The 24,686-nt window shown below is 61.0% G+C and carries 25 protein-coding genes; 8 read left to right on the top strand and 17 right to left on the bottom strand.

What is annotated here, in order from left to right:
- Positions 1-2: 2 nt before the first annotated feature.
- From JOE32_RS23590 to pdeM, 6 genes are read left to right on the top strand one after another with little or no spacing between them, the layout of a single operon-like run.
- On the top strand, positions 3-731 hold the full coding sequence (locus JOE32_RS23590) for an ABC transporter permease (RefSeq protein ID WP_209989606.1): 729 nt from the start codon (positions 3-5) through the stop codon (positions 729-731).
- Entirely contained in the window at positions 728-1,438 is a 711-nt protein-coding gene (locus JOE32_RS23585; RefSeq protein ID WP_057007810.1) for an ABC transporter permease, read from the top strand. Before JOE32_RS23590 ends, JOE32_RS23585 begins: the two co-directional genes overlap by 4 nt.
- A gap of 9 nt (positions 1,439-1,447) precedes the next feature.
- Complete coding sequence (locus JOE32_RS23580; RefSeq protein WP_209989603.1) at positions 1,448-2,566, top strand: succinylglutamate desuccinylase/aspartoacylase family protein; 1,119 nt, start codon at positions 1,448-1,450, stop codon at positions 2,564-2,566.
- A gap of 13 nt (positions 2,567-2,579) precedes the next feature.
- Positions 2,580-3,344, top strand: a complete 765-nt coding sequence (locus tag JOE32_RS23575) for an ATP-binding cassette domain-containing protein (RefSeq protein ID WP_209989600.1) — start codon at positions 2,580-2,582, stop codon at positions 3,342-3,344.
- 57 nt (positions 3,345-3,401) lie between these two features.
- Positions 3,402-5,882 carry a ligase-associated DNA damage response DEXH box helicase gene (locus JOE32_RS23570; protein WP_209989596.1) on the top strand — a complete coding sequence of 827 codons (2,481 nt, stop codon included), beginning with the start codon at positions 3,402-3,404 and terminating at the stop codon, positions 5,880-5,882.
- Positions 5,882-6,532, top strand: coding sequence for a ligase-associated DNA damage response endonuclease PdeM (gene pdeM, locus JOE32_RS23565; protein ID WP_209989593.1), 651 nt, complete (start codon positions 5,882-5,884; stop codon positions 6,530-6,532). The genes JOE32_RS23570 and pdeM overlap by 1 nt, the downstream gene beginning before the upstream one ends.
- 23 nt (positions 6,533-6,555) lie before the next feature.
- Here pdeM and JOE32_RS23560 read toward each other — a convergent pair whose 3' ends face one another.
- The gene (locus JOE32_RS23560; RefSeq protein ID WP_003231179.1) at positions 6,556-6,753 is read right to left on the bottom strand and encodes a hypothetical protein; all 198 of its coding nucleotides are present in this window, start codon (positions 6,751-6,753) and stop codon (positions 6,556-6,558) included.
- 107 nt (positions 6,754-6,860) lie between these two features.
- Positions 6,861-7,427 carry a dCTP deaminase gene (gene dcd / locus JOE32_RS23555; RefSeq protein ID WP_003231181.1) on the bottom strand — a complete coding sequence of 189 codons (567 nt, stop codon included), beginning with the start codon at positions 7,425-7,427 and terminating at the stop codon, positions 6,861-6,863.
- Between the two features lie 389 nt (positions 7,428-7,816).
- On the opposite strand from dcd, the gene JOE32_RS23550 reads away from it, so the two are divergent.
- Positions 7,817-8,026, top strand: a complete 210-nt coding sequence (locus JOE32_RS23550; protein WP_002554837.1) for a cold-shock protein — start codon at positions 7,817-7,819, stop codon at positions 8,024-8,026.
- Positions 8,027-8,226: 200 nt separating this feature from the next.
- Here the strand turns inward: JOE32_RS23550 and rpoS are convergent, their stop codons facing one another.
- From rpoS to JOE32_RS23510, 8 genes are all read right to left on the bottom strand, one after another.
- Positions 8,227-9,231 carry an RNA polymerase sigma factor RpoS gene (gene rpoS / locus JOE32_RS23545; RefSeq protein WP_209989590.1) on the bottom strand — a complete coding sequence of 335 codons (1,005 nt, stop codon included), beginning with the start codon at positions 9,229-9,231 and terminating at the stop codon, positions 8,227-8,229.
- Between the two features lie 105 nt (positions 9,232-9,336).
- A complete protein-coding gene (locus tag JOE32_RS23540) occupies positions 9,337-10,173 on the bottom strand; it encodes a peptidoglycan DD-metalloendopeptidase family protein (protein ID WP_209989587.1) in 837 nt (278 codons plus the stop codon).
- A 210-nt stretch (positions 10,174-10,383) separates the two neighbouring features.
- Complete coding sequence (locus tag JOE32_RS23535; protein WP_173670290.1) at positions 10,384-11,019, bottom strand: protein-L-isoaspartate(D-aspartate) O-methyltransferase; 636 nt, start codon at positions 11,017-11,019, stop codon at positions 10,384-10,386.
- Between the two features lie 41 nt (positions 11,020-11,060).
- Entirely contained in the window at positions 11,061-11,810 is a 750-nt protein-coding gene (gene surE / locus JOE32_RS23530; RefSeq protein WP_057007803.1) for a 5'/3'-nucleotidase SurE, read from the bottom strand.
- The gene (gene truD / locus JOE32_RS23525; RefSeq protein WP_209989582.1) at positions 11,798-12,856 is read right to left on the bottom strand and encodes a tRNA pseudouridine(13) synthase TruD; all 1,059 of its coding nucleotides are present in this window, start codon (positions 12,854-12,856) and stop codon (positions 11,798-11,800) included. The genes surE and truD overlap by 13 nt, the downstream gene beginning before the upstream one ends.
- Positions 12,853-13,326 carry a 2-C-methyl-D-erythritol 2,4-cyclodiphosphate synthase gene (gene ispF, locus JOE32_RS23520; RefSeq protein WP_209989580.1) on the bottom strand — a complete coding sequence of 158 codons (474 nt, stop codon included), beginning with the start codon at positions 13,324-13,326 and terminating at the stop codon, positions 12,853-12,855. The genes truD and ispF overlap by 4 nt, the downstream gene beginning before the upstream one ends.
- 54 nt (positions 13,327-13,380) lie before the next feature.
- A complete protein-coding gene (fghA, locus tag JOE32_RS23515; protein ID WP_209989577.1) occupies positions 13,381-14,226 on the bottom strand; it encodes an S-formylglutathione hydrolase in 846 nt (281 codons plus the stop codon).
- A gap of 89 nt (positions 14,227-14,315) precedes the next feature.
- Positions 14,316-15,428, bottom strand: a complete 1,113-nt coding sequence (locus JOE32_RS23510; protein WP_209989574.1) for an S-(hydroxymethyl)glutathione dehydrogenase/class III alcohol dehydrogenase — start codon at positions 15,426-15,428, stop codon at positions 14,316-14,318.
- A gap of 108 nt (positions 15,429-15,536) precedes the next feature.
- Here JOE32_RS23510 and JOE32_RS23505 point away from each other — a divergent pair, with 108 nt between their 5' ends.
- Positions 15,537-16,433 carry a LysR substrate-binding domain-containing protein gene (locus JOE32_RS23505; protein WP_209989569.1) on the top strand — a complete coding sequence of 299 codons (897 nt, stop codon included), beginning with the start codon at positions 15,537-15,539 and terminating at the stop codon, positions 16,431-16,433.
- A 416-nt stretch (positions 16,434-16,849) separates the two neighbouring features.
- Here the strand turns inward: JOE32_RS23505 and ispD are convergent, their stop codons facing one another.
- The 7 genes from ispD to JOE32_RS23470 form a co-directional block, all read right to left on the bottom strand.
- Positions 16,850-17,557, bottom strand: a complete 708-nt coding sequence (gene ispD / locus JOE32_RS23500) for a 2-C-methyl-D-erythritol 4-phosphate cytidylyltransferase (protein WP_209989565.1) — start codon at positions 17,555-17,557, stop codon at positions 16,850-16,852.
- The gene (ftsB, locus tag JOE32_RS23495; RefSeq protein ID WP_003231201.1) at positions 17,554-17,832 is read right to left on the bottom strand and encodes a cell division protein FtsB; all 279 of its coding nucleotides are present in this window, start codon (positions 17,830-17,832) and stop codon (positions 17,554-17,556) included. Before ftsB ends, ispD begins: the two co-directional genes overlap by 4 nt.
- 181 nt (positions 17,833-18,013) lie before the next feature.
- Positions 18,014-19,303: a phosphopyruvate hydratase gene (gene eno, locus JOE32_RS23490; RefSeq protein ID WP_057007796.1), complete on the bottom strand. Its 1,290-nt coding sequence runs from the start codon at positions 19,301-19,303 to the stop codon at positions 18,014-18,016.
- A gap of 157 nt (positions 19,304-19,460) precedes the next feature.
- Entirely contained in the window at positions 19,461-20,306 is an 846-nt protein-coding gene (gene kdsA / locus JOE32_RS23485; RefSeq protein ID WP_057007795.1) for a 3-deoxy-8-phosphooctulonate synthase, read from the bottom strand.
- Positions 20,307-20,311: 5 nt separating this feature from the next.
- Positions 20,312-21,943, bottom strand: coding sequence for a CTP synthase (locus JOE32_RS23480; RefSeq protein WP_056857526.1), 1,632 nt, complete (start codon positions 21,941-21,943; stop codon positions 20,312-20,314).
- A 273-nt stretch (positions 21,944-22,216) separates the two neighbouring features.
- Positions 22,217-23,527, bottom strand: coding sequence for a tRNA lysidine(34) synthetase TilS (tilS, locus tag JOE32_RS23475; RefSeq protein ID WP_209989562.1), 1,311 nt, complete (start codon positions 23,525-23,527; stop codon positions 22,217-22,219).
- 177 nt (positions 23,528-23,704) lie between these two features.
- Positions 23,705-24,652 (bottom strand): acetyl-CoA carboxylase carboxyltransferase subunit alpha, encoded by a 948-nt coding sequence (locus JOE32_RS23470; protein WP_003172288.1) that lies wholly within the window; start codon positions 24,650-24,652, stop codon positions 23,705-23,707.
- Between the last annotated feature and the right edge of the window lie 34 nt (positions 24,653-24,686).

Raw genomic sequence — 24,686 nt, 5'->3', positions numbered from 1 at the left:
TCATGTTTGAAGATCTTCTGAACACCCTGGGGCTGAGTGCCTTCAGCTTGAAAGGGTTCGGCCCGCTGTTGCTGCAAGGTACGTGGATGACCATCAAGTTGTCGGTCGCATCCCTGGCCGTCAGCGTCCTGCTGGGCCTGCTCGGTGCCAGTGCCAAATTGTCCAGCCTGCGCCTGCTGCGCATTCCTGCCCAGCTTTACACCACCCTGATTCGCGGCGTGCCCGACCTGGTGCTGATGCTGCTGATTTTCTACAGCCTGCAAATCTGGCTGACCGGTTTTACCGACTTCATGGAATGGGACTACATCGAGATCGACCCATTCAGCGCCGGGGTCATCACCCTGGGCTTTATCTACGGTGCGTACTTCACCGAGACGTTTCGCGGCGCGATCCTCGCCGTGCCCCGTGGCCAACTGGAAGCCGCGACCGCCTACGGGCTCAAGCGCGGGCAACGCTTTCGCTACGTGACCTTCCCGCAGATGATGCGTTTTGCCCTGCCGGGCATCGGCAATAACTGGATGGTGATGCTCAAGGCCACGGCGCTGGTGTCGATCATCGGCCTGGCCGACCTGGTCAAGGCCGCCCAGGATGCCGGCAAGAGCACGTATCAACTGTTCTATTTTCTGGTCATCGCCGCGTTGATCTACCTGCTGATCACCAGCGCGTCCAATTTCGTCCTGCGCCGGCTTGAACGGCGCTACTCGGCAGGCTTACGGGAGGCAGTGCGATGATCGAGCTCCTGCAGGAATACTGGCGTCCCTTCCTTTATAGCGACGGCCAGCACATCACCGGGCTGGCCATGACCCTGTGGCTGCTGAGCGCGGCGCTGGTCATCGGGTTTATCGTGTCGATCCCGCTGTCCATCGCGCGGGTGTCGCCCAAACGCCGGGTGCGCTGGCCGGTGCAGTTCTACACCTATCTGTTTCGTGGCACGCCGCTCTATATCCAGTTGCTGATCTGCTACACCGGTATCTACAGCATCGCAGCGGTACGCGAGCAGCCGCTGCTGGGGGCGTTCTTTCGCGATGCGATGAACTGCACCATCCTCGCCTTCGCCCTCAACACCTGCGCGTACACCACCGAGATTTTCGCCGGCGCCATTCGCAGCATGGCCCACGGTGAAGTGGAGGCGGCCAAGGCTTACGGCCTCAGCGGCTGGAAGCTGTATGCCTATGTGATCATGCCGTCGGCCCTGCGCCGTTCGCTGCCTTACTACAGCAACGAAGTGATTTTGATGCTGCACTCGACCACCGTGGCGTTTACCGCAACGGTGCCAGACATTCTCAAAGTCGCACGGGACGCCAACTCGGCCACTTACATGACCTTTCAATCGTTCGGCATCGCCGCGCTGATCTATCTGACGGTGACCTTCGCCCTGGTCGGTCTGTTTCGACTGGCGGAGCGTCGTTGGCTGGCCTTCCTCGGGCCGAGCCGCTAAGGAGTGTTCATGCGTCATCAGGTACATGATCTGATCGCGCCGGTGCCCGGCACGGCGCGGCAGATTCACAGTTTTCACTTCGGCCCGGAACAGGCCGTCGGCAAAATCTACATCCAGTCGTCGCTGCACGCTGATGAGCTGCCGGGCATGCTGGTGGCCTGGCATCTGAAACAGCGCCTGGCCGAGCTGGCGGCAGCCGGGCGCCTGCGCAGCGAAATCGTGCTGGTGCCCATCGCCAATCCGGCCGGCCTGGAACAAGTGTTGATGGACACCCCGCTGGGACGCTACGAGCTGGAAAGCGGGCAGAACTTCAATCGCCATTTTGTCGACCTCAGTGCGCAGGTCGGCGACCAGGTGGAGGCGCTGCTGGACGACGATCCCCGGCGCAATGTGGAGCGGGTGCGCACCGCGCTGTCAGGCGCCCTGGCCGAGCAAACCGCCGACACCCAGTTGCAGTCCCAACGTTTGGTGCTGCAACGCCTGGCCTGCGATGCCGACATGGTGCTGGACCTGCATTGCGATTTCGAAGCCGTGGCGCACCTGTACACCACGCCCGCGGCCTGGCCGCAGGTGGAGCCGTTGGCACGCTATATCGGCAGCGAAGCCAACCTGCTGGCCACCGACTCGGGCGGGCAGTCCTTCGACGAGTGTTTCACGCTGGTGTGGTGGCAGTTGCAGCAACGCTTCGGCGAGCGCTTTCCGCTGCCCATGGGCAGTTTTGCGGTCACCGTCGAGCTGCGCGGCCAGGGTGACGTCAACCACGGCCTGGCCAGCCTCGACTGCCAGGCGATCATCGACTACCTGATTCACTTCGGCGCAATTGCCGGCCAGGCGCCGCCGCTGCCCGACCTGCCCTACCCGGCCACCCCGCTGGCGGGCGTGGAACCGGTGGCCACGCCAGTGGGCGGCTTGCTGGTGTACAGCGCCCTGCCGGGGGAATACCTGCACGCCGGGCAACGGATCGCCGAGATCATCGACCCCATTACCGACCGCGTAACGCCCGTGCACTGCCGGCACGCAGGCCTGCTTTACGCCCGTTCGCTGCGCCGCATGGCCACTGCCGGGATGGTTATCGGCCATGTCGCAGGCGCACAGGCCTACCGCAGCGGCTATCTACTTTCGCCTTGAGGATGCACGCCCCATGTACAAACTGACCGTTGAAGGCCTGCATAAAAGCTATGGCGACAATCAAGTGCTCAAAGGCGTCACGCTCAAGGCCAATACCGGTGACGTGATCAGCCTGATCGGCGCCAGCGGCTCGGGCAAGAGCACGTTTTTGCGCTGCATTAACTTTCTGGAAACCCCCGACGACGGCGCCATGACCCTGGATGGCAAGGCGATCCGCATGGTCAGTGACCGCCACGGCATGCGCGTGGCCGACGATGCCGAGTTGCAGCGCCTGCGCACGCGGCTGGCGATGGTATTCCAGCACTTCAACCTGTGGAGCCACATGAGCGTGCTGGAAAACATCACCATGGCCCCGCGCCGGGTGCTGGGTTGCAGCAAAAAGGACGCCGAAGAGCGTGCCCGCCGCTACCTGGACAAGGTCGGCCTGCCGGCGCGGGTGGCCGATCAATACCCGGCCTTCCTCTCCGGCGGCCAGCAACAGCGGGTGGCCATCGCCCGCGCCCTGGCCATGGAGCCGGAAGTGATGCTGTTCGACGAACCCACCTCGGCCCTCGACCCCGAACTGGTGGGCGAAGTGCTCAAGGTGATCCAGGGCCTGGCCGAGGAAGGCCGCACCATGATCATGGTGACCCACGAGATGAGTTTTGCGCGCAAGGTATCGAGCCAGGTGCTGTTCCTGCATCAGGGACGAGTGGAAGAGGAAGGCACGCCGGACGCGGTGCTGGGCAATCCGCAGAGCGAGCGTCTGCAGCAATTTTTGAGTGGCAACTTGAAGTAAACCTTTATGCCGCGCGAAGGGTCTGTGGAATAGACCCTTCAGGACGTCAGCTGCCGCATGGCAAAACCCCACGACTTCGCCAGGCAATGGTTCGCCGCCAAGGGTTGGAAGCCCTTCGCGTTTCAGAAAGACGTGTGGGCGGCGGTCAAGCAGGGCCGGTCCGGCCTGTTGCACGCCAGCACCGGGGCCGGCAAGACCTACGCCTTGTGGTTTGCCGCGCTCAACCGCCTGGCCATCACCCGTCCGCCGGCCACCGGTAAACGCAAGCCGCCGGCCGAACCATTGAGCGTGCTGTGGATCACCCCCATGCGTGCGCTGGCCGCCGACACCGCCCGCGCCCTCGAAGCACCGCTTGCTGAGTTGCAGATCCCCTGGAGCGTCGGCCTGCGCACCGGCGATACCAGCAACAGCGAACGCGCCCGCCAGACCCGCCGCCAGCCCACTGCGCTGGTCACCACCCCGGAAAGCCTGACCCTGATGCTCGCCCGCGCTGACAGCGAGGCCAGCCTGGGGCACCTGCGCATGGTGATCGTGGATGAATGGCATGAATTGATCGGCAACAAGCGCGGCGTGCAGCTGCAATTGGCGTTGGCCCGTTTGCGGCGCTGGCACCCTGAGTTGATGGTGTGGGGCATTTCCGCGACCCTGGGCAATCAGGCCCACGCGCTGGAGGTTTTGGTCCCACAGGGCGATGGGATCAATGTGCAGGGGCAGACTGCCAAGCAATTGATCATTGACACGCTGTTGCCGCCCGTCACCGAACGTTTCCCATGGGCCGGGCATATTGGCTTGAAAATGCTGCCGCAAGTGGTGGCCGAAGTGGACTCGAGCAGCAGTTGCCTGGTGTTCACCAATACCCGTGCGCAATCGGAGATCTGGTACCAGGCCTTGCTGGACGCGCGGCCGGACTGGGCCGGTTTGATCGCCCTGCACCACGGCTCACTGTCGCGGGAAACCCGTGACTGGGTGGAGCGCGCCTTAAAAGACGGGCAGCTCAAGGCCGTGGTGTGTACGTCGAGCCTGGACCTGGGCGTGGACTTTTTACCGGTGGAGCGCGTGCTGCAGATCGGCTCGGCCAAAGGCGTGGCGCGCCTGATGCAACGCGCCGGGCGCTCCGGCCATGCGCCGGGGCGGCCGTCACGGGTGACGCTGGTACCGACCCATAGCCTGGAGCTGGTCGAGGCCGCGGCGGCGCAGGATGCAATCGCCGAACGGCGCATCGAGGCGCGGGAATCGCCCCACAAGCCGTTGGATGTACTCGTACAACACCTGGTGAGCATGGCCTTGGGCGGCGGCTTTACGCCAGATGCCTTGCTGGCCGAAGTTCGCGCTGCCTGGGCGTACCGCGAACTCACGGAGGAGGACTGGGCCTGGGCGCTGGGCTTTGTGCGCCACGGCGGCCTGTCGCTGACCGCCTACCCGGATTACCGCCGCGTGGAACCGGACGAACATGGCATCTGGCGCGTGCCCGATGCGCGCCTGGCGCGGCGTCATCGCATGAGCGTGGGCACTATCGTCAGCGATGCGAGTATCCATCTCAAATACTGGAGCAAGGGCGGCGGCGGCAAGAATCTGGGCAGTGTCGAGGAAGGTTTTATTGCGCGGCTCAAGCCGGGGGACGGGTTTCTGTTTGCCGGCCGCTTGCTGGAACTGGTGCGCGTGGAGAACATGACCGCCTACGTACGCCGCAGCACCGCGAAAAAAGCCGCCGTGCCGCGCTGGAATGGCGGGCGCATGCCGCTTTCCAACGAGCTGGCGCAGGCGGTGGTCGAACGCTTTGACGCGGCGGCGCATGGGCGCTTCGACGGCCCGGAGATGCAAGCGGTGCAACCGTTGCTGCAAACGCAATTGCGCTGGTCGGGCCTGCCCACCCACGATCACCTGCTGGCCGAAGCGCTGAAGTCGCGCGAGGGCTGGCATCTGTTTCTCTACCCTTTCGCCGGCCGTCAGGTGCACCTGGGACTGGCAAGCCTGCTGGCATGGCGGGTCAGCCAGCAACAGCCGGTGACGTTTTCGATTGCGGTGAACGATTACGGGCTGGAGCTGCTGAGCGCCACCGAGGTGCACTGGCCACGTCTATTGAACGAGGCCCTGCTGAGCCCGGAGCATCTGCTGGCGGACGTCGCCGCAAGCCTGAATGCAGGGGAACTGGCGCTGCGCCGCTTTCGCGAGATCGCGCGGATTGCCGGGCTGGTGTTTGCCGGATACCCGGGAGCGCCGAAGAGTACCCGGCAGGTGCAGGCCTCCAGTGGTTTGTTTTTCGAGGTGTTCAAGCAATACGATCCGCACAACCTGCTGCTGACCCAGGCCGGGGAAGAAGTCCTGCGTGATGAGTTGGATATTCGACGGCTGGAAGAAACGTTGCTGCATCTGTCATCGCTCAAACGCGACCTGCATATGATTGAGCGGCCTACCCCGCTGGCCTTTCCGCTGCTGGTGGAACGGATGCGCGAGAGCATGAGCTCTGAAAAACTGTCGGAGCGCATTGCGCGGATGGTCAAGGACCTGGAAAAAGTCGCGGATAACGGGAAACGTTGATGTATTGCTCAGTCACGCTTGAGGGGGAAGAGCTCTGGCTGCTGGCGGACAAGGCCGTGTACTGGCCCGCCCGCCGTACGCTGCTGATTGCCGACGCGCATTTTGGCAAGGCATCGGCCTACCGCAGCCTCGGGCAACCGGTGCCGCAAGGGACCACCACGGCCAATCTGCACAGGCTTGACCGTGTGCTAAGCGGGTTTGCCTGCGAACAGGTGATCTTTCTGGGTGATTTTCTGCATGGCCCCGGCTCCCACGCCAGCGGAACACTGGGCACCTTAAGGGCCTGGCGTGATCGCACGCCTGATCTGGCCATGACGCTGATTCGCGGCAATCACGATAAACGTGCAGGCGATCCACCTGCCGATCTACGTATTGAGGTGGTCACCGAACCGCTTCTGATGGGCCCCTTCGCTCTGCAACACGAACCGGACGCCCACCCCAGCCACCACGTGCTGGCGGGGCATGTGCATCCGGTGTATCGATTGCGCGGCAAGGGCCGGCAAAGCCTGCGCCTGCCGTGCTTTCTGATAGGCACGCAGGTCAGCCTGCTGCCGGCCTTCGGCGCATTTACTGGCGGCTATGCGGTTGAGCAGGACGTTGATTGCCGACTGTTTGTGATCGGCGATCACGAGGTATGGCCCGTTCAGTGAGGCACTGACTGGCCGCGCATCTATCAGGCGACCGGTGCGGGCGGTGGCTCATCCGGGAGGACGGGCTCGCCTGGCTCGGTCGGCTGGGGATAATCCGGTTCAGGTTGGCCGGGAATGCCACCCGCGTGAGCAGGGTTGGCCATCAGGGACCAGGCTAAAACACCAATCTGGTTGGGTTCAAGCCGGGCAAGTTCAGCGCTGATTCGCGGGTCAATCTTCATAAGGTACTCCTCAAGCGTGGCTCGGCGCGCTTTACACGCACCGAGGCAGTACACCCAATAGAGTCACTTCTTGCAGACTAATTCCCTTAACGTGTAAGACCTTTCGATCAAGCGCGTGGGAGAGTGACGCCACGCTGGCCCTGGTACTTGCCGCCACGGTCCTTGTAGGACACTTCACAGGCTTCATCGGACTGCAGGAACAGCATCTGCGCGACACCTTCATTTGCGTAGATTTTCGCCGGCAGCGTGGTGGTGTTGGAGAACTCCAGGGTCACATGGCCTTCCCACTCCGGCTCAAGCGGCGTCACGTTGACGATAATGCCGCAACGCGCGTAGGTGCTTTTGCCCAGGCAGATGGTCAACACATCGCGGGGGATACGGAAGAACTCCACGGTACGCGCCAGCGCGAAAGAGTTGGGCGGGATGATGCACACGTCGCTCTTGATATCGACGAAGCTCTTTTCGTCGAAGTTCTTTGGGTCGACAGTGGCCGAATTGATGTTGGTGAACACCTTGAATTCGTCGGCGCAACGCACGTCGTAGCCGTAGCTGGAAACACCGTACGAGATCACGCGGTCATTGCCTTCGCCACGGATCTGGCGCTCGACGAAGGGTTCGATCATGCCGTGCTCTTGCGCCATGCGGCGAATCCACTTGTCCGATTTGATGCTCATGGCGGGTGTCCTGAATAGCGAGGTAGAAAAAAGGCTGTGGGGCATCTTACCGGGGCCGGCGATGGGGTTCAAAGGGCGCGGGGCATTTCTTCGCGGCTGCGCGCGTGGCTGCAGGCCACAGCCAGCGGGGGCGGGCTCTGACTGCCGCAAGAGCGCGCTGTAAATACCGCCGTCAGTCACGAATTTATAGAAACCTGTGGAAATACCATTGGCACGTCCCGGAAAAACGGTTAAGGTGGCGTCACTGTGTTGCTTGTGTCACTGAGAATCTCTACACGATATGTTGAATTTCGATCCAACCATCTCCAAGAATTTTTCCTGCTCTTTGCACTCAGTCTCGGCCAGGGCTTTTCCTGAGTCGCAGTTAACTTTGTTCAAGGAGTTACACCATGTCTAATCGCCAAACTGGTACCGTTAAGTGGTTCAACGATGAAAAAGGCTTCGGCTTCATCACTCCACAATCCGGTGACGACCTGTTCGTTCACTTCAAAGCTATCCAATCCGACGGCTTCAAAAGCCTGAAAGAAGGCCAACAGGTTTCTTTCATCGCTACCCGCGGTCAGAAAGGCATGCAAGCTGAAGAAGTTCAAGTTATCTAACTTGTACTGACTCAGTCGAAAAGACCCCGCCCTTAAAAGCGGGGTTTTTTTATGCCCGGAATTTGGCCTTTGCGCCATGGAATGCCGCGCACAAAAATGGGAGGGGGCTTGCTCCCGATAGCGGTGGCACAGTCGCTACAATCGGTGACTGTTTCACTGCAATCGGGAGCAAGCTCCCTCCCACATTTTGTACTGCGTTACTACTGGAACAACGACTCGCTCGACAAGCCATTCTTCTCCAGGATCTCGCGCAAGCGCTTGAGACCCTCCACCTGGATCTGCCGCACCCGCTCGCGCGTCAGGCCGATCTCCAGGCCTACGTCTTCCAGGGTGCTGCTCTCATGGCCACGCAGGCCAAAGCGGCGAATCACCACCTCGCGCTGCTTGTCCGTAAGCTCGGACAGCCACTGGTCAATGCTTTGCGAAAGGTCATCATCCTGCAACAGCTCGCAGGGGTCTGTCGGACGATCATCGGTCAGGGTGTCCAGCAGAGTTTTATCCGAGTCCGGCCCCAGCGAGACATCGACCGAAGACACCCGCTCGTTAAGGCCCAGCATGCGCTTGACCTCCGCGACTGGCTTCTCCAGCAGGTTGGCGATTTCTTCGGGCGAAGGTTCATGATCGAGTTTTTGTGTCAGCTCACGTGCCGCCCGCAGGTAGACGTTGAGCTCTTTGACCACATGGATCGGCAGACGAATTGTACGGGTCTGATTCATGATCGCCCGTTCGATGGTCTGGCGGATCCACCAGGTGGCATAGGTGGAAAACCGAAAGCCTCGCTCAGGGTCGAACTTTTCCACCGCGCGAATCAGGCCGAGGTTGCCCTCCTCGATCAGGTCCAGCAAGGACAGCCCACGATTGACATAACGTCGGGCGATTTTCACCACCAGCCGCAGGTTGCTTTCAATCATGCGTTTGCGCCCGGCCGGATCACCCTTTTGCGACAACCGCGCAAAATGGACTTCTTCTTCGGGGGTCAACAGAGGGGAAAAACCGATTTCATTGAGGTACAGCTGCGTCGCATCAAGCGCCCGCGTGTAGTCAATGTATTTGTGTTGCTTTAATGCGGAAGCGTTCTTGGATTTGGTACGAACTGAAGGTGTTGCAGGTCCCTCATTCGACATCGATTCCATAGCGATATCGGTCTCCATAAGGAGAACCTCATCGTCGATGTCCAACTCCGGCGCTTCTTTACTGAGAGCCATTGTTATAGTCCTTTGGTGAGTTCGACCTCAAGCTCAAGCGGCGCCTTTATCCTTGGCAACGCTGGAGCCTGCTCCTTCTACGTGAGGGAACAGGCTGGTAACACATCAACGACGGGGTAGGAATTGCAGCGGATCGACGGGCTTCCCTTGACGGCGAATCTCAAAATGCAGTTTCACCCGGTCTGTCCCCGTTGACCCCATTTCAGCAATCGTCTGTCCGACCTTGACCTGCTGCCCCTCCCGAACCAACAGCCTGCGGTTGTGACCGTAAGCACTGACGTAGGTGTCACTGTGCTTGATGATGACCAGCTCGCCGTAGCCCCGTAAACCACTCCCGGCGTAAACCACTGTCCCATCAGACGCAGCTAAAACAGGCTGTCCCAAATCCCCGGCGATATCAATGCCTTTATTCAAACTGCCGTTTGAAGAGAATTTTCCAATTAACACGCCGTTTGAAGGCCATCCCCAGCCCTTCGGCGCAGGGCCCGCAGGGGGCAGCGGCGCGGGTGCGGGCCTGTTTGCGACAGTCGGTGCCGCGGTGCCGGCAGGCCGAGTGGTAATAGTGGTCTTGCTTGAGGAGGATGACGAAGAGCCGCTGCTTGTCACCACGGACACGGGCGCGGAACCGCTACGGCCGTCGAAGCGAATCGTCTGTCCCGGATGGATGGTATAGGGCACGGGAATATTGTTGCGAGCTGCGAGTGCCTTGTAGTCCCAACCATAACGAAAGGCGATCGAGAACATCGTATCGCCCTTGCGCACCACATATTGCCCGGTGGTGACCGTAGGTTTCTGCGGCACCGCCTTGGTACGGTCAACGACCCGTGCGCCGCCGCTTGGCGTGCTGGAGCAGGCTGCCAGTAACGAACTCAAGACAAGGCCAAGCACCAGTCGCTGAAAGCTAGTTTTACTCATACGCTGCGCAAGACCTGTGAGACTCACCCGCCGCTCCCTTTAATGGTGGCTGAACATGAATGCCTGTATCAGGCTTGAAAGATGCCGCAAGTATAACTGGGCATTGGCTTTTTACCGGTACACGGCGCAAACGAAAGACTCATCGTGTTGACCACCAACGCTTGATCATCGTGATTCGATAGACCCCGCTGTAAGACACATCCCACGCAACGGAATTCACTGCCCGCCCATAAATGATCAGGCCAGCGGCCCATTGAGCAACGGCACGAAGCGTACCGCCCCAAGCACATGTCGGGAGAAGCCGTCGTCCTCACGGATAATCAGCATCAATTGCTGCACTTCACCAGCCCCCACCGGGATCACCAGGCGTCCACCGGGGGCCAGTTGATCAAGCAATGCCTGCGGGACATCCGTGGCCACAGCCGTAACGATAATGCCGTTATACGGCGCCAATGCTGGCCAGCCTTCCCAGCCATCGCCCCAGCGAAACACCACGTTGCGCAGGTTCAACTCAACCAGGCGCTCCTTGGCACGGTCCTGCAACACCTTGATGCGCTCCACCGAGAACACCCGCTCCACCAACTGCGACAGCACGGCAGTCTGGTAGCCCGAACCGGTGCCGATCTCCAGCACTTTGTCCAGTGGGCCCGCCGCCAGCAACAGCTCGCTCATGCGCGCAACCATGTAAGGCTGGGAAATGGTCTGGTTATGGCCGATCGGCAACGCGGTGTCTTCGTAGGCGCGATGCGCCAGGGCTTCATCGACAAACAGATGGCGAGGCGTGCGCCGAATCACTTCCAGCACTTGGGCGTTTGACAGGCCCTCTTCATACAGGCGCTGGATCAAACGCTCGCGGGTGCGCTGGGAGGTCATCCCGATGCCGCGACGCAGCAGGTCGTCCTGTTCACGAGCCATCAGCGCAGCCCCTCCAGCCAGCCATCGAGACGACTGAAGGCATCACTGAAGGTGCGATCAAATTGCAACGGGGTAATCGAAACATAACCTTGCATCACCGCATGAAAGTCCGTGCCTTCGCCACCGTCTTCGGCATCGCCGGCTGCGGCAATCCAGTAGCCTTCCTTGCCACGCGGATCAACCACCTTCAGCGGTGCCGCTGCGCGGGCCCGATGGCCCAGACGCGTGAGCCGGATACCGCGGATATGGTCGAGGGGCAAGTTGGGAATATTGACGTTGAGCACTGTGCGCGGCGGCAAATCGAGGGAAGCATGCGCCTCGACCAGCTTGCGCGCGAAATGGGCGGCCGTGGGCAGGTTGTCCAGCTGGCGCGACGCCAGAGAGAACGCGAACGAGGTTCGCCCGAGGAAACGCCCTTCAAGCGCCGCGCCGACAGTGCCGGAATACAGCACGTCATCACCCAGGTTGGCGCCGAGGTTGATGCCCGACACGATCAGGTCCGGCTGCGGCTGCAGCAGGCTGTTGATCGCCAGGTGCACGCAATCGGTGGGCGTACCGTTCACGCTGATGAAACCATTGGCGAGGACGTGCGGGTGCAGCGGACGGTCAAGTGTCAGCGAACAGCTGGCACCACTTTTGTCCTGGTCGGGGGCAACCACCACGCACTCGGCGTAATCCGCCAGCGCAGCATGAAGCGCGGCGAGGCCGGGTGCGGTGGCACCGTCATCGTTTGATATCAGAATACGCATGGGCTGTCCGTCTGCCCCACCGGCACCAGATCAACAAGCTCGCGCACCAAGACAGTGGCGAAGCATCCGGCCGGCAGGACGAATTCCAATTGCAGAATGTCAGGCCGGGGATAATGCCACGTCAACCCGCCAATGGGCAGCCGCAGAATGCGACGTTCCTGGCTCATTCCGGCATTCACCAGCCAATCACGCAGGTCAGCTTCGACGGCGGCGACAGATTGCTCCAGCGCAAAGGTAAGACCTTTCGCCGGAGAGTCGCCCTCGCCCCATTGTGGGCCGGTGGGGTGCAGGTCCAGGATCGCCAGGCGCGGGTCGTTGCATTCAGCCTCCCCCGCCGGGAAAAAACTGCGGCTGTCGGTAAATGCCAGCAGGTCGCCGACCTGTGCACGCTGCCAGGAACCGTCCGCCACGCGGGCGGCCAGCACTTTATTGAAGAGGAAACTGCGCGCAGTGGAGAGCAACCGCGAACGCACCGCGCGCTGCTCCGGCAAGGCTTTGCGCGCAGCCCATTCGCGGGCATCCACGACGTTGCCGCCGTTATGACCAAAGCGCTGCGTGCCGAAATAATTGGGAATACCGTGCTGGGCAATCAGTTGCAGGCGCGCGTCGATGGCGGCGGTATCACCGGCCAGTTGCGTCAGGCGCAGGGTAAAGCCATTGGCCGAATGAGCACCGCGCTGCAATTTGCGCTTGTGGCGTTTCATTTCCAGGATCCTGAGGGTGTCGTCTTGCGCACCGCTCATGTCCGGGTCGGCCTTGCCGGGCAGCTGCACGCTGAACCATTGGCGGGTCAACGCCTGGCGATCCTTGAGCCCGGCGTAACTGACCGTGCGCAGCGGCACACCCGCCGCCTTGGCGATGCGCCGGGCCGCCTCTTCGGTATTAAGGCCGCGTTTTTCCACCCACAACCACAGGTGTTCGCCGTCGCCACTCAGTGGAATGTCCAGCACCTCATCGACCTGGAAGTCCTCGGCGGTCGCCTTCAGGACCGCGCTGCCCAGCGCCTCGCCATAAGCCCGCGGGCCCAGCAATTGCAGTTCATTCATGCGCGCAGCAACAAGGCGACAGAGTGCACCGCAATGCCCTCTTCACGACCGGTAAACCCGAGCTTTTCGGTGGTGGTGGCTTTCACGTTCACTTGATCCAGTTCTATTTGCAGGTCGGCGGCGATCAGCGCGCGCATCGATTCGATATGGGGCGCCATTTTCGGAGCCTGGGCCACGATGGTGTTATCGACGTTGCCGACCTTCCAGCCCCTGGCGTGGATGAGTCCGACCACATGGCGCAGCAACACACGACTGTCCGCGCCCTTGAACGTCGGGTCGGTGTCCGGAAAGTGCTTGCCGATATCGCCCAGTGCCGCCGCGCCGAGCAAGGCATCGCTCAAGGCATGCAATACAACATCGCCGTCGGAATGGGCCAGCAACCCGTGGTGATGTGCAATGCGCACGCCGCCCAGGGTGATGAACTCGCCTTCGGCGAAACGGTGCACATCGTAGCCGTGGCCAATACGCATAAAAAAACGCCCCGATTTAATTCAGGGCGTGATTCTACCTACTTTTGCCGCAGATTAACCGAGCAAAGCGCGTCCGTGATGGCGCAAATGATCTTCGATGAAACTGGCAATAAAGAAGTAGCTGTGGTCGTAACCCGGTTGCAGGCGCAGTTGCAGCGGATGGTTGGCCGCCCTGGCCGCCTGCTGCAGGGCTTCGGGCTTGAGCTGCTCGGCGAGGAAATCGTCGCGATCACCCTGGTCCACCAACAACGGCAGCTTTTCCGAGGCCTCGCTGATCAGCACGCAAGCATCCCACTCGCGCCACTTGGCGCGCTCTTCGCCCAGGTAACGGGAGAAGGCTTTCTGGCCCCAGGGGCAATCCATCGGGTTGTTGATCGGCGAAAACGCCGACACCGACAGGTAGCGACCGGGATTGCGCAGTGCACACACCAACGCCCCGTGGCCGCCCATGGAGTGGCCGCTGATGCCGCGTTTGTCCGAAGCCGGGAAATGCGCTTCAACCAACGCCGGCAACTCCTGCACCACGTAGTCATGCATCCGGTAATGCGTGGCCCAGGGTTGCTGGGTGGCATTCAGGTAGAAACCGGCGCCCAGGCCGAAATCCCAGGCATTCTCCGGGTCGTCCGGCACACCCGGCCCACGCGGGCTGGTGTCGGGCGCCACGATGATCAAGCCCAGCTCGGCAGCCATGCGCTGGGCGCCGGCCTTCTGCATGAAGTTCTCGTCGGTGCAGGTCAGGCCGGACAGCCAGTACAGCACCGGCAGCTTGCCACCCTGCTCCGCCTGCGGCGGCAGGTAGACGGCGAAGGTCATGTCGCAATCGAGCACAGCCGAATGATGCTTGTAGCGTTTATGCCAGCCGCCGAAGCTTTTCTGGCAGGACAGGTTTTCCAGACTCATGGGAGTTCTCCCAACTGCAAGCCGCAAGTCTCAAGCGGCAAGCAGGCGTACACCCACTTGCAGCTTGTAGCTTGTAGCTTGCCGCTGCTTCAAAAATGAATGACGGTACGAATGCTCTTGCCTTCATGCATCAGGTCAAACGCTTTGTTGATGTCTTCCAGGCCCATGGTATGGGTGATGAAGGTGTCCAGCGGGATTTCGCCGGTCTGGGCCATTTCCACATAGCTTGGCAATTCGCTGCGCCCGCGCACGCCGCCGAACGCCGAACCGCGCCAGACGCGACCGGTCACCAGTTGGAAGGGGCGCGTGGCGATTTCCTGGCCCGCACCCGCCACACCGATGATCACCGACTCGCCCCAGCCTTTGTGGCAGCACTCGAGGGCAGCGCGCATCAGTTGTACGTTGCCGATGCACTCGAAAGAGAAGTCCACGCCGCCATCGGTCAAGTCGACAATCACGTCCTGGATCGGGCGATCGTAGTCTTTCGGGTTGACGCACTCGGTGGCACCCAGTTGCTTGGCGATTTCGAACTTGGCCGGGTTGATGTCAATGGCAATGATGCGCCCGGCCTTGGCCTTGGCCGCGCCAATGACTGCCGACAAGCCAATGCCGCCCAGGCCGAAAATGGCCACGGTATCGCCTGGCTTGACCTTGGCGGTGTTGAGCACAGCACCGATGCCGGTGGTGACGCCGCAGCCCAGCAGGCAGACTTTTTCCAGCGGCGCTTCTTTAGGAATTTTCGCGACGGAGATTTCCGGCAGCACGGTGTACTCGGAAAAAGTCGACGTGCCCATGTAGTGGAAAATCTGCTGACCCTTGTAGGAAAAACGTGTGGTGCCGTCGGGCATCAGGCCTTTGCCCTGAGTGGAGCGGATGGCCTGGCACAGGTTGGTCTTGCCCGACTTGCAGAATTTGCACTGGCCGCATTCCGGTGTGTACAGCGGGATCACGTGATCGCCCACGGCCACCGACGTCACGCCTTCGCCGATTGCTTCAACCACCGCACCGCCTTCATGGCCGAGGATCGACGGGAAGATGCCTTCCGGGTCGGCGCCCGACAAGGTGTAGGCGTCGGTGTGGCACACGCCGGAGGCGACCACCCGCAACAGCACTTCACCCGCCTTGGGCATGGCGACATCCACTTCAACGATCTCCAGGGGCTTGTTGGCTTCGAAGGCTACGGCGGCGCGGGACTTGATCATCCGGGTTTCTCCAGGGAATTTAAAACTGAGACGGTGAGTGTAAATCAGCGCCCTTTGATTAATAATCCGGACAAAAGCAAAACTTTATTGCTGTACAGGGATAATCAAATGCTGGAGAACCGCTGGGAAGGCATCGATGAGTTCGTGGCGGTGGCCGAGTGCAGCCAGTTCACGGCGGCGGCCGAGCGGCTGGGGGTGTCCTCGTCCCATATCAGCCGGCAAGTGGCGCGCCTGGAAGAGCGCCTGCAAACGCGGTTGCTGTACCGCAGTACGCGCAAGGTGACGCTGACTGAAGCCGGCCAGACCTTCCTGCAGCATTGCCAGCGCCTGCAGGACGGCCGCGAGGAAGCCCTGCGCGCGGTCGGCGATCTGGCCAGCGAACCCAAGGGCATGCTGCGCATGACCTGCGCCGTGGCCTACGGCGAGCGGTTTATCGTGCCGCTGGTGACGCGCTTCATGGCGCTGTATCCGCAGTTACGCGTGGATATCGAACTGAGCAACCGGCAGTTGGACCTGGTACATGAAGGCCTGGACCTGGCGATCCGCCTTGGCCGCCTGCAGGACTCGCGGATGGTCGCCAGCCGCCTGGCGCCACGGCGTATGTATGTGTGCGCGTCGCCGTCCTACCTCGCGCGGTATGGTCGGCCACACAGCTTGTCGGAGTTGAGTCGGCATAACTGCCTGATCGGCAGTTCGGATATCTGGCAACTGGCCCAGGACGGGCGCGAATTTTCCCAACGGGTCCAGGGAAACTGGCGCTGCAACAGTGGGCAGGCGGTGCTGGACGCAGCGTTGCAGGGCGTTGGGTTGTGCCAGTTGCCGGATTACTACGTGCTGGAGCACTTGCACAGTGGCGCGCTGGTGTCGCTGCTTGAGGCGCATCAGCCGCCGAATACGGCGGTGTGGGGGCTGTATCCGCAGCAGCGGCATTTGTCGCCCAAGGTGCGCAAGCTGGTGGATTTTTTGAAGGAGGGGTTGGCGGGGAGGCCGGAGTACAGCCAGTGAGTCTGCGTTGACTACACCGGCCTCATCGCAGGCAAGCCAGCGCTTATCAAACACAAAATAACGTATTGATTTTAAAGCTGAAGTTTCAGGCAGCCACACGCCTGTGGCGAGCGGGCTTGCCCCGCGTTGGGGTGCGAAGCGCCCCCAATCAAGCAAAACGCGGTGTACCTGATACGGCTCAGCGCCTGGTTTTGGGGCTGCTGCGCAGCCCAACGCAGGACAAGCCTGCTCGCCACAGGGAATCTGCGCTTAACTGAACGGCATTGGGGCTTGCCACAGAGGCGCCAGTTTGCTGCGCGACAGCGCTAAGTCGAAGACGTGGCGGAGCCTCCCACAGTTGACCGAGGTGTCTGCAATGACTGCGATCAAGTGTGGAAGCTGGCTTGCCTGCGATGAAGGCGACTCGGTTTAACTGACTATCTACGATTGGCCCACCGCAACCTGAGCCACTCCAGATCTTCCGGCCGAGTCACCTTGATATTGTCCGAACGCCCCTCAATCAATCGCGGCGCCTGCCCTGACCATTCCATGGCCGAGGCTTCATCGGTAATCACCGCATCCGCCACCAGACTGTCAGCCAGGGCACGATGCAAAGCGCCCAGGCGGAACATCTGCGGTGTGTACGCCTGCCAGATCAGGCTGCGATCAACGGTTTCAACCACACGGCCGCGCTTGTCTGCACGCTTGAGCGTGTCGCGCGCCGGCACCGCCAGCAGGCCGCCCACCGGGTCGTCCGCCAGTTCGGCCAATAGCGTGTCGAGGTCGTCGCGGCTCAAATTCGGCCTTGCCGCATCGTGCACCAGCACCCAATCCTCATCGCCGGCCCCCAGGGCATTGAGCTGCAGCAACGCGTTGAGCACCGAGCCCGAGCGCTCCGAGCCGCCGTCCGCACGCTGGATACGCGGGTCGGCAGCACAGGCCAGGCCAGGCCAGTAAGGATCATCAGGAGCAAGACTGACCACCAGGCCCTTGAGCATCGGGTGATCGAGAAAACAGCCGAGGCTGTGTTCGAGAATAGTGCGTCCGCCCAGTTGCAAGTATTGCTTGGGACGGTCCGCAGCCATACGGGCACCAACGCCCGCAGCGGGAATCACGGCCCAGAAGGCCGGCAAACGCTGAGTCATTGGGCCAACTGGTAGAGGGTCTCGCCCTCCTTGACCATGCCCAATTCATGACGAGCCCGTTCTTCAACGGTCTCCGTGCCTTTTTTCAACTCAAGCACTTCGGCATCGAGGACGCGATTGCGCTCCAGCAGGATTTCGTTTTCGGCGTGCTGTGCAGCAATTTGCTCAGTCAGGTCTTTTACCTGCGCAAAGCTGCCATTACCCACCCATAGGCGGTACTGCAGGCCAGCCAGCAACAAGAGCAAGACGAGGAACAACCAATTGGGACTGCGCATCGAATATCGGGTATCCAGTGAAAAAAGACCGCCATGCAAAACTTTTGCAGCAACTGACAGCACGAAGCCTGGAAAAACCAGGCTTGTGCTAGATGGCCAACAGATTAACGTCGAAATTCACTTTGTCGTGAGTTTTCCGACGCAGTCCGTCGACTTTTTTACATTTTTAACCGGTTAACGGTCAGCCGCGAAACTCGCCACGACCGTTGTACTTGGCTTTACCCGCCAGTTGCTCTTCGATACGCAGCAATTGGTTGTACTTGGAAACACGGTCGGAACGGCACAGGGAGCCGGTCTTGATCTGGCCTGCCGAGGTGCCCACGGCCAGGTCGGCAATGGTCGAATCTTCGGTTTCGCCGGAGCGATGGGAGATCACGGCGGTGTAGCCCGCAGCCTTGGCCATCTGGATGGCTTCCAGGGTTTCGGTCAGGGTGCCGATCTGGTTGAACTTGATCAGGATCGAGTTGGCGATCTTCTTGTCGATGCCCTCTTTCAGGATCTTGGTGTTGGTCACGAACAAATCGTCGCCCACCAGTTGGACTTTCTCGCCGATCTTGTCGGTGAGGATCTTCCAGCCGTCCCAGTCGGACTCGTCCAGGCCGTCTTCGATCGAGATGATCGGGTAGCGCTGGGTCAGGCCCTTGAGGTATTCAGCAAAACCTTCGGAGTTGAACACCTGGCCTTCACCGGACAGGTTGTACTTGCCGTCTTCATAGAATTCGCTGGCGGCGCAGTCCAGGGCCAGGGTCACGTCGGTGCCCAGGGTGTAGCCGGCGTTGGCCACGGCTTCGGAGATCACTTTGAGTGCATCTTCGTTGGACGCCAGGTTCGGCGCGAAACCACCTTCGTCACCCACTGCGGTGCTCAGGCCACGGGCTTTGAGCACGGCCTTGAGGTGGTGAAAAATTTCGGTGCCCATGCGCAGGCCTTCGGAGAAGGTCTTGGCGCCAACCGGCTGCACCATGAATTCCTGGATGTCGACGTTGTTATCGGCGTGCTCGCCACCGTTGATGATGTTCATCATCGGCACCGGCATGGAGTACACACCCGGCGTGCCGTTCAGGTTGGCGATGTGGGCGTACAACGGCAGGTCCTGGTCCTGGGCAGCAGCCTTGGCAGCGGCCAGGGATACAGCGAGGATGGCGTTGGCGCCCAGGCTGCCTTTGTTCTCGGTGCCGTCGAGCTGGATCATCGCGTGGTCCAGGGCTTTCTGGTCCAGCGGGTCCTTGCCCAGCAGCAGGTCACGGATCGGGCCATTGATGTTGGCTACCGCCTTGAGTACACCCTTGCCCAGGTAACGGCTCTTGTCGCCATCGCGCAGTTCCAGCGCTTCGCGCGAACCGGTAGAAGCACCGGACGGCGCGCAGGCGCTACCGATGATGCCGTTATCGAGAAGCACGTCGGCTTCGACGGTGGGGTTGCCACGGGAGTCGAGAACTTCACGACCTTTGATGTCGACGATTTTTGCCATTGTTGTGAACACTCCAAAGTTGACGAAAACGACGCAGCTGAAGGAAATCTTTTGACCGACCGCAAGGGTGGAACAACAGGGCAGGCTTGCAGACGACAAGGCTCAGGCACGCATGCCTGAGCATAAAGCGTGGGAAAGTCTACCGGAGAAATGCCGCTTACGCGGTTTCTACCGTCGCAAATCCCTTGACCAGTTCGTCCAGTTGCTTGAGCTGAGCCAGGAACGGCTCCAGCTTGTCCAGGCGCAGGGCGCAGGGGCCGTCGCACTTGGCGTTGTCCGGATCCGGGTGGGCTTCCAGGAACAGGCCCGCCAGCGACTGGCTGATGCCAGCCTTGGCCAGGTCCAGCACCTGGGCACGACGCCCGCCAGCGGAATCGGCGCGACCACCGGGCATTTGCAGTGCGTGGGTGACGTCGAAAAATACCGGGTATTCGAACTGTTTCATGATGCCAAAACCGAGCATGTCCACCACGAGGTTGTTGTAGCCGAAGCTCGAACCGCGCTCGCAGAGAATCAACTGGTCGTTACCTGCTTCGACGCATTTGTTCAGGATGTGTTTCATTTCCTGGGGCGCGAGGAACTGGGCTTTCTTGATATTGATCACGGCGCCGGTCCTGGCCATCGCCACCACCAGGTCGGTCTGGCGCGACAGGAAAGCCGGCAACTGGATGATGTCGCACACCTCGGCGACCACGGCGGCCTGTTCAGGCTCGTGGACGTCGGTGATGATCGGCACGCCGAAGGCTTGCTTGATGTCCTGGAAGATCCGCATGCCTTCTTCAAGGCCCGGGCCGCGATAGGAGGTCACGGACGAGCGGTTGGCCTTGTCGAAGCTGGCCTTGAACACGTAAGGGATACCCAGTTTCTGGGTAACCTTGACGTACTCTTCACAGACCTGCATCGCCATGTCGCGGCTTTCCAGCACGTTCATGCCGCCGAACAGCACCATGGGCTTGTCGTTGGCAATTTCGATATCGCCTACGCGAATGATCTTCTGGGCCATCAGGGTTACGCCTTCTTCTGATGTTGCGTCAGTGCGGCTTTGACGAAACCGCTGAACAATGGATGACCATCGCGCGGTGTCGAGGTGAACTCGGGGTGGAACTGGCATGCCACGAACCATGGATGATCCGGCGCCTCGACCACTTCGACCAGCTTGCCGTCACCGGAACGACCGGAGATTTTCAGGCCGGCCTCTTTGATCTGCGGCAGCAGGTTGTTGTTCACTTCGTAGCGGTGACGGTGACGTTCGACGATCACGTCCTTGCCGTAGCAGTCGTGAACCAGCGAACCCGGCTCCAGCAGGCAGTCCTGTGCGCCAAGGCGCATGGTGCCGCCCAGGTCGGAGGTTTCGGTACGGGTTTCAACGGCGCCGGTGGCGTCTTCCCACTCGGTGATCAAGCCTACGACCGGGTGGCCGCTGGTGTGATCGAACTCGGTGGAGTTGGCGTCTTTCCAGCCCAGCACGTTACGGGCGAACTCGATAACGGCCACTTGCATGCCCAGGCAGATGCCCAGGTACGGCACTTTGTTTTCACGGGCGTATTGAACGGCAGTGATCTTGCCTTCCACGCCACGCAGGCCGAAACCGCCGGGTACGAGGATCGCGTCAACACCTTCGAGCAACGCGGTGCCCTGGTTCTCGATGTCTTCGGAGTCGATGTAGCGCAGGTTGACCTTGGTACGGTTGCTGATACCGGCGTGGCTCATCGCTTCGATCAGCGACTTGTACGCGTCCAGCAGTTCCATGTACTTGCCGACCATGGCGATGGTGACTTCGTGCTCAGGGTTGAGCTTGGCGTCGACTACCGCTTCCCATTCGGAGAGGTCGGCGCTGCCGCACTGCAGGCCGAAGCGCTCGACGACAAAATCATCCAGGCCTTGCGCATGCAGGATGCCCGGGATCTTGTAGATGGTGTCGGCGTCTTCCAGGCCAATCACCGCTCGTTCTTCAACGTTGGTGAATTGCGCGATCTTGCGACGCGAGGAGATGTCGATCGGGTGATCGGAGCGGCAGATCAGTACGTCCGGCTGCAGGCCGATGGAACGCAGTTCCTTGACGGAATGCTGGGTCGGCTTGGTTTTGGTCTCGCCGGCGGTGGCGATGTACGGCACCAGGGTAAGGTGCATCAGCATCGCGCGCTTGGCGCCGATTTCGAAACGCAGCTGACGGATGGCTTCGAGGAACGGCTGGGATTCGATGTCACCCACGGTGCCGCCGATCTCGACCATCGCCACGTCGGCATCGCCTGCACCCTTGATGATGCGGCGCTTGATTTCGTCGGTGATGTGCGGGATCACCTGGATGGTTGCACCCAGGTAGTCACCACGGCGCTCTTTGCGCAGCACGTGCTCGTAGACACGGCCGGTGGTGAAGTTGTTGTTCTGGGTCATGGTCGTGCGGATGAACCGCTCGTAGTGGCCCAGGTCCAGGTCGGTTTCGGCGCCGTCGTGAGTGACGAACACCTCACCGTGCTGGAACGGGCTCATGGTGCCCGGGTCGACGTTGATGTACGGGTCCAGCTTGAGCATGGTGACCTTAAGTCCCCGCGCCTCCAGGATGGCCGCCAATGAAGCGGAGGCAATGCCTTTCCCCAATGAAGAAACAACACCGCCCGTGACGAATATGTAGCGCGTCATGAAAAACCCTAGAAGTCTGCGTTAAAGCGGTCCGAGCCGCCGGGGAAAGCGAAGGAAGGCCGAAGCCCCCGATCACCTGCATTAATCACAGTGCACCTTTCAAAAAAACCGCCGCGTGGTGACAGACCAGCAATGGAACACCGGTACGTTGATCGCTACACATTTTTTGGAATCGCCCAGCAAAGACTGCTTGGTAATCGGCAACTGCTGCGATTCAGGCGAATCCACAGAAGTTGTATCAAGAAGGGAGCGTAGTCTACCGGAAAGGCTCTATCAGCTCAAACCTTGATCGCAGCTCTGTGGCACCCAATGCAATTGCCAGCCACCCGGCGGCATGGCCCATAACCCTGCAAGGCATGGGGCAGCCAACAATCGCTCGCCCTGATACAGCAGCGGCAATCTGCCACGGACGAAGCCCGGCAACCCACTCTCATTAAGCAGACGCTTCAAGTCGCGCCGCCCGCGACCTGGCACTTCGATGATTTCGCCGCCTTGGCGATAACCGATCACCAGCGGACCGTCAGGGGCTTTGCCGATAAATTTCAGCTGACCATTGCCGGGTAACTCTAGTGGGTTTTGCGGATCGGGCCAGCTCACCGACGCATCGGAAAATTCCGACCACGTGGCGGGCAACCACCAGATGCGCTCGCCGCAACGGTGCAATTCGCCGTCCGCCAGGCGCCATATGGGCTGAGCGTCGGCCTTGGCATCGCGCAGGGAATACCAACTGGCCCAGTGGTCGCTGTCGGGTAAACGGGTCAGTGGGTTCAGCCAGTGGCGCAGAGCGTTGCGTTGTCGGGCGTCGGAAAGCTCGCGCAATGGCGCAATGGCCAATGACGGTAGCGGGAGCCACGGAAACGCCGAAGGCTGTTCGCAGGCGTGCAGGTCCGAGACGGCCAACTCGTCGAGCAGGCCCTGGGCTTCGCTCAAGTGCTCGGCGGTGCGGGCCAGGCTTGTTACGGCCTGGGGCCACCGTTCAGTCAACGCCGGGAGCACACGATGGCGCAGGTAATTGCGCGAGAACCGAGGATCGGCGTTCGAGGGGTCTTCGATCCACTTCAATTGGTGCTCATGGGCGTAGGCTTCCAATTCAACACGCGCAGCATCCAGCAACGGCCGCACCAAGTGCCCACTCGCCAACGCGCGACGGGCGGGCATTGCCGCCAACCCGCGCACCCCGGCCCCACGCAGCAGGCGGAACAACAGGGTTTCGGCCTGATCATCGCGATGCTGGCCTGTCAGGATCACCTCCCCTGCCCCGACCAGCTCGGCAAACGCTTGATAACGCGCATCACGCGCGGCGCGCTCAAGGCTTGCGCTTGGCAGGACCTGCACGCGCATCACCCGCAACGGTACGCCCAGGCCGTCACACACTGCCTGACAATGCTCGGGCCAGGCGTCGGACGCCGTTTGCAGGCCGTGGTGGACATGCACAGCACGCAGGGGAGGAGTGTTTGCCAGAGTGGCCAGGAGATGCAGCAGGACGGTGGAATCAAGCCCGCCGGAAAAAGCGACATGCCAGACCGGCGCGTTGCGCCAGGGGGCCAGGGTTTGCAGGAGCTTGGCGGGTAGCGTTGGCTTCATCAAAAATACCGGCGCAGAACTGGAGTACGGTAGCCAAGCATACACAAAGCAAATGTGGGAGCGGGCTTGCTCGCGAAGGCGGTGTGTCAGTCAATGAACATGTCGACTGATATACCGCGTTCGCGAGCAAGCCCGCTCCCACATTAGTACTGCATTGTCTGCCGGATCAGTGCTTGATCAGAGACCGTAGCTCATCAAACGCTCATAACGACGAGCCAGCAGCGCTTCGTTATCCAGCTTCTTGAGCATCGCCAGTTGCGAACCCAATTCAGCACGGATGGTCGCGGCGGCCGCAGCCGGGTCGCGGTGCGCGCCACCCAATGGCTCGGCGATGACCTTGTCGACGATACCCAGGCCCTTGAGGCGATCGGCAGTAATGCCCATGGCTTCCGCGGCGTCCGGCGCCTTTTCGGCGGTTTTCCACAGGATCGAGGCGCAACCTTCCGGCGAGATCACCGCGTAGGTCGAATATTGCAGCATGTTCAGTTGGTCGCACACGCCAATCGCCAGTGCACCGCCGGAGCCACCTTCACCAATCACCGTGGCGATGATCGGGGTTTTCAGGCGGGACATGACGCGCAGGTTCCAGGCAATCGCTTCGCTCTGGTTGCGCTCTTCAGCGTCGATGCCAGGGTAAGCGCCCGGCGTGTCGATGAAGGTCAGGATCGGCATTTTGAAGCGTTCGGCCATTTCCATCAGGCGGCAGGCCTTGCGGTAGCCTTCCGGACGCGGCATGCCGAAGTTGCGGCGCACTTTCTCGCGCACTTCACGGCCTTTCTGGTGACCGATCACCATCACCGGCTGGTCGTCCAGGCGCGCAATGCCGCCCACGATAGCGGCGTCGTCGGAGAAGTGACGGTCGCCATGCAGTTCGTCGAACTCGGTGAAGATGTGCTGGATGTAATCCAGGGTGTACGGACGTCGCGGGTGGCGAGCCAGGCGCGCGATCTGCCAGCTGGTCAGCTTGCCGAAGATGTCTTCGGTGAGCGTGCTGCTCTTGTCTTGCAGGCGAGCGATTTCATCGCCGATGTTCAGCGAATTGTCATTGCCGACCAGGCGCAGTTCTTCGATCTTGGCTTGCAGGTCAGCGATCGGCTGTTCGAAATCAAGAAAATTCGGGTTCATAAGCGTCCGTCTTGGGTCGACGGCCAGGGCATGC

Source organism: Pseudomonas sp. PvP025, assembly GCF_017832155.1.
Classification (GTDB): Bacteria; Pseudomonadota; Gammaproteobacteria; order Pseudomonadales; family Pseudomonadaceae; genus Aquipseudomonas.
The sequence above is the reverse complement of the archived record's forward strand: the minus strand, read 5'-3'. Positions and strand labels throughout refer to the sequence as shown.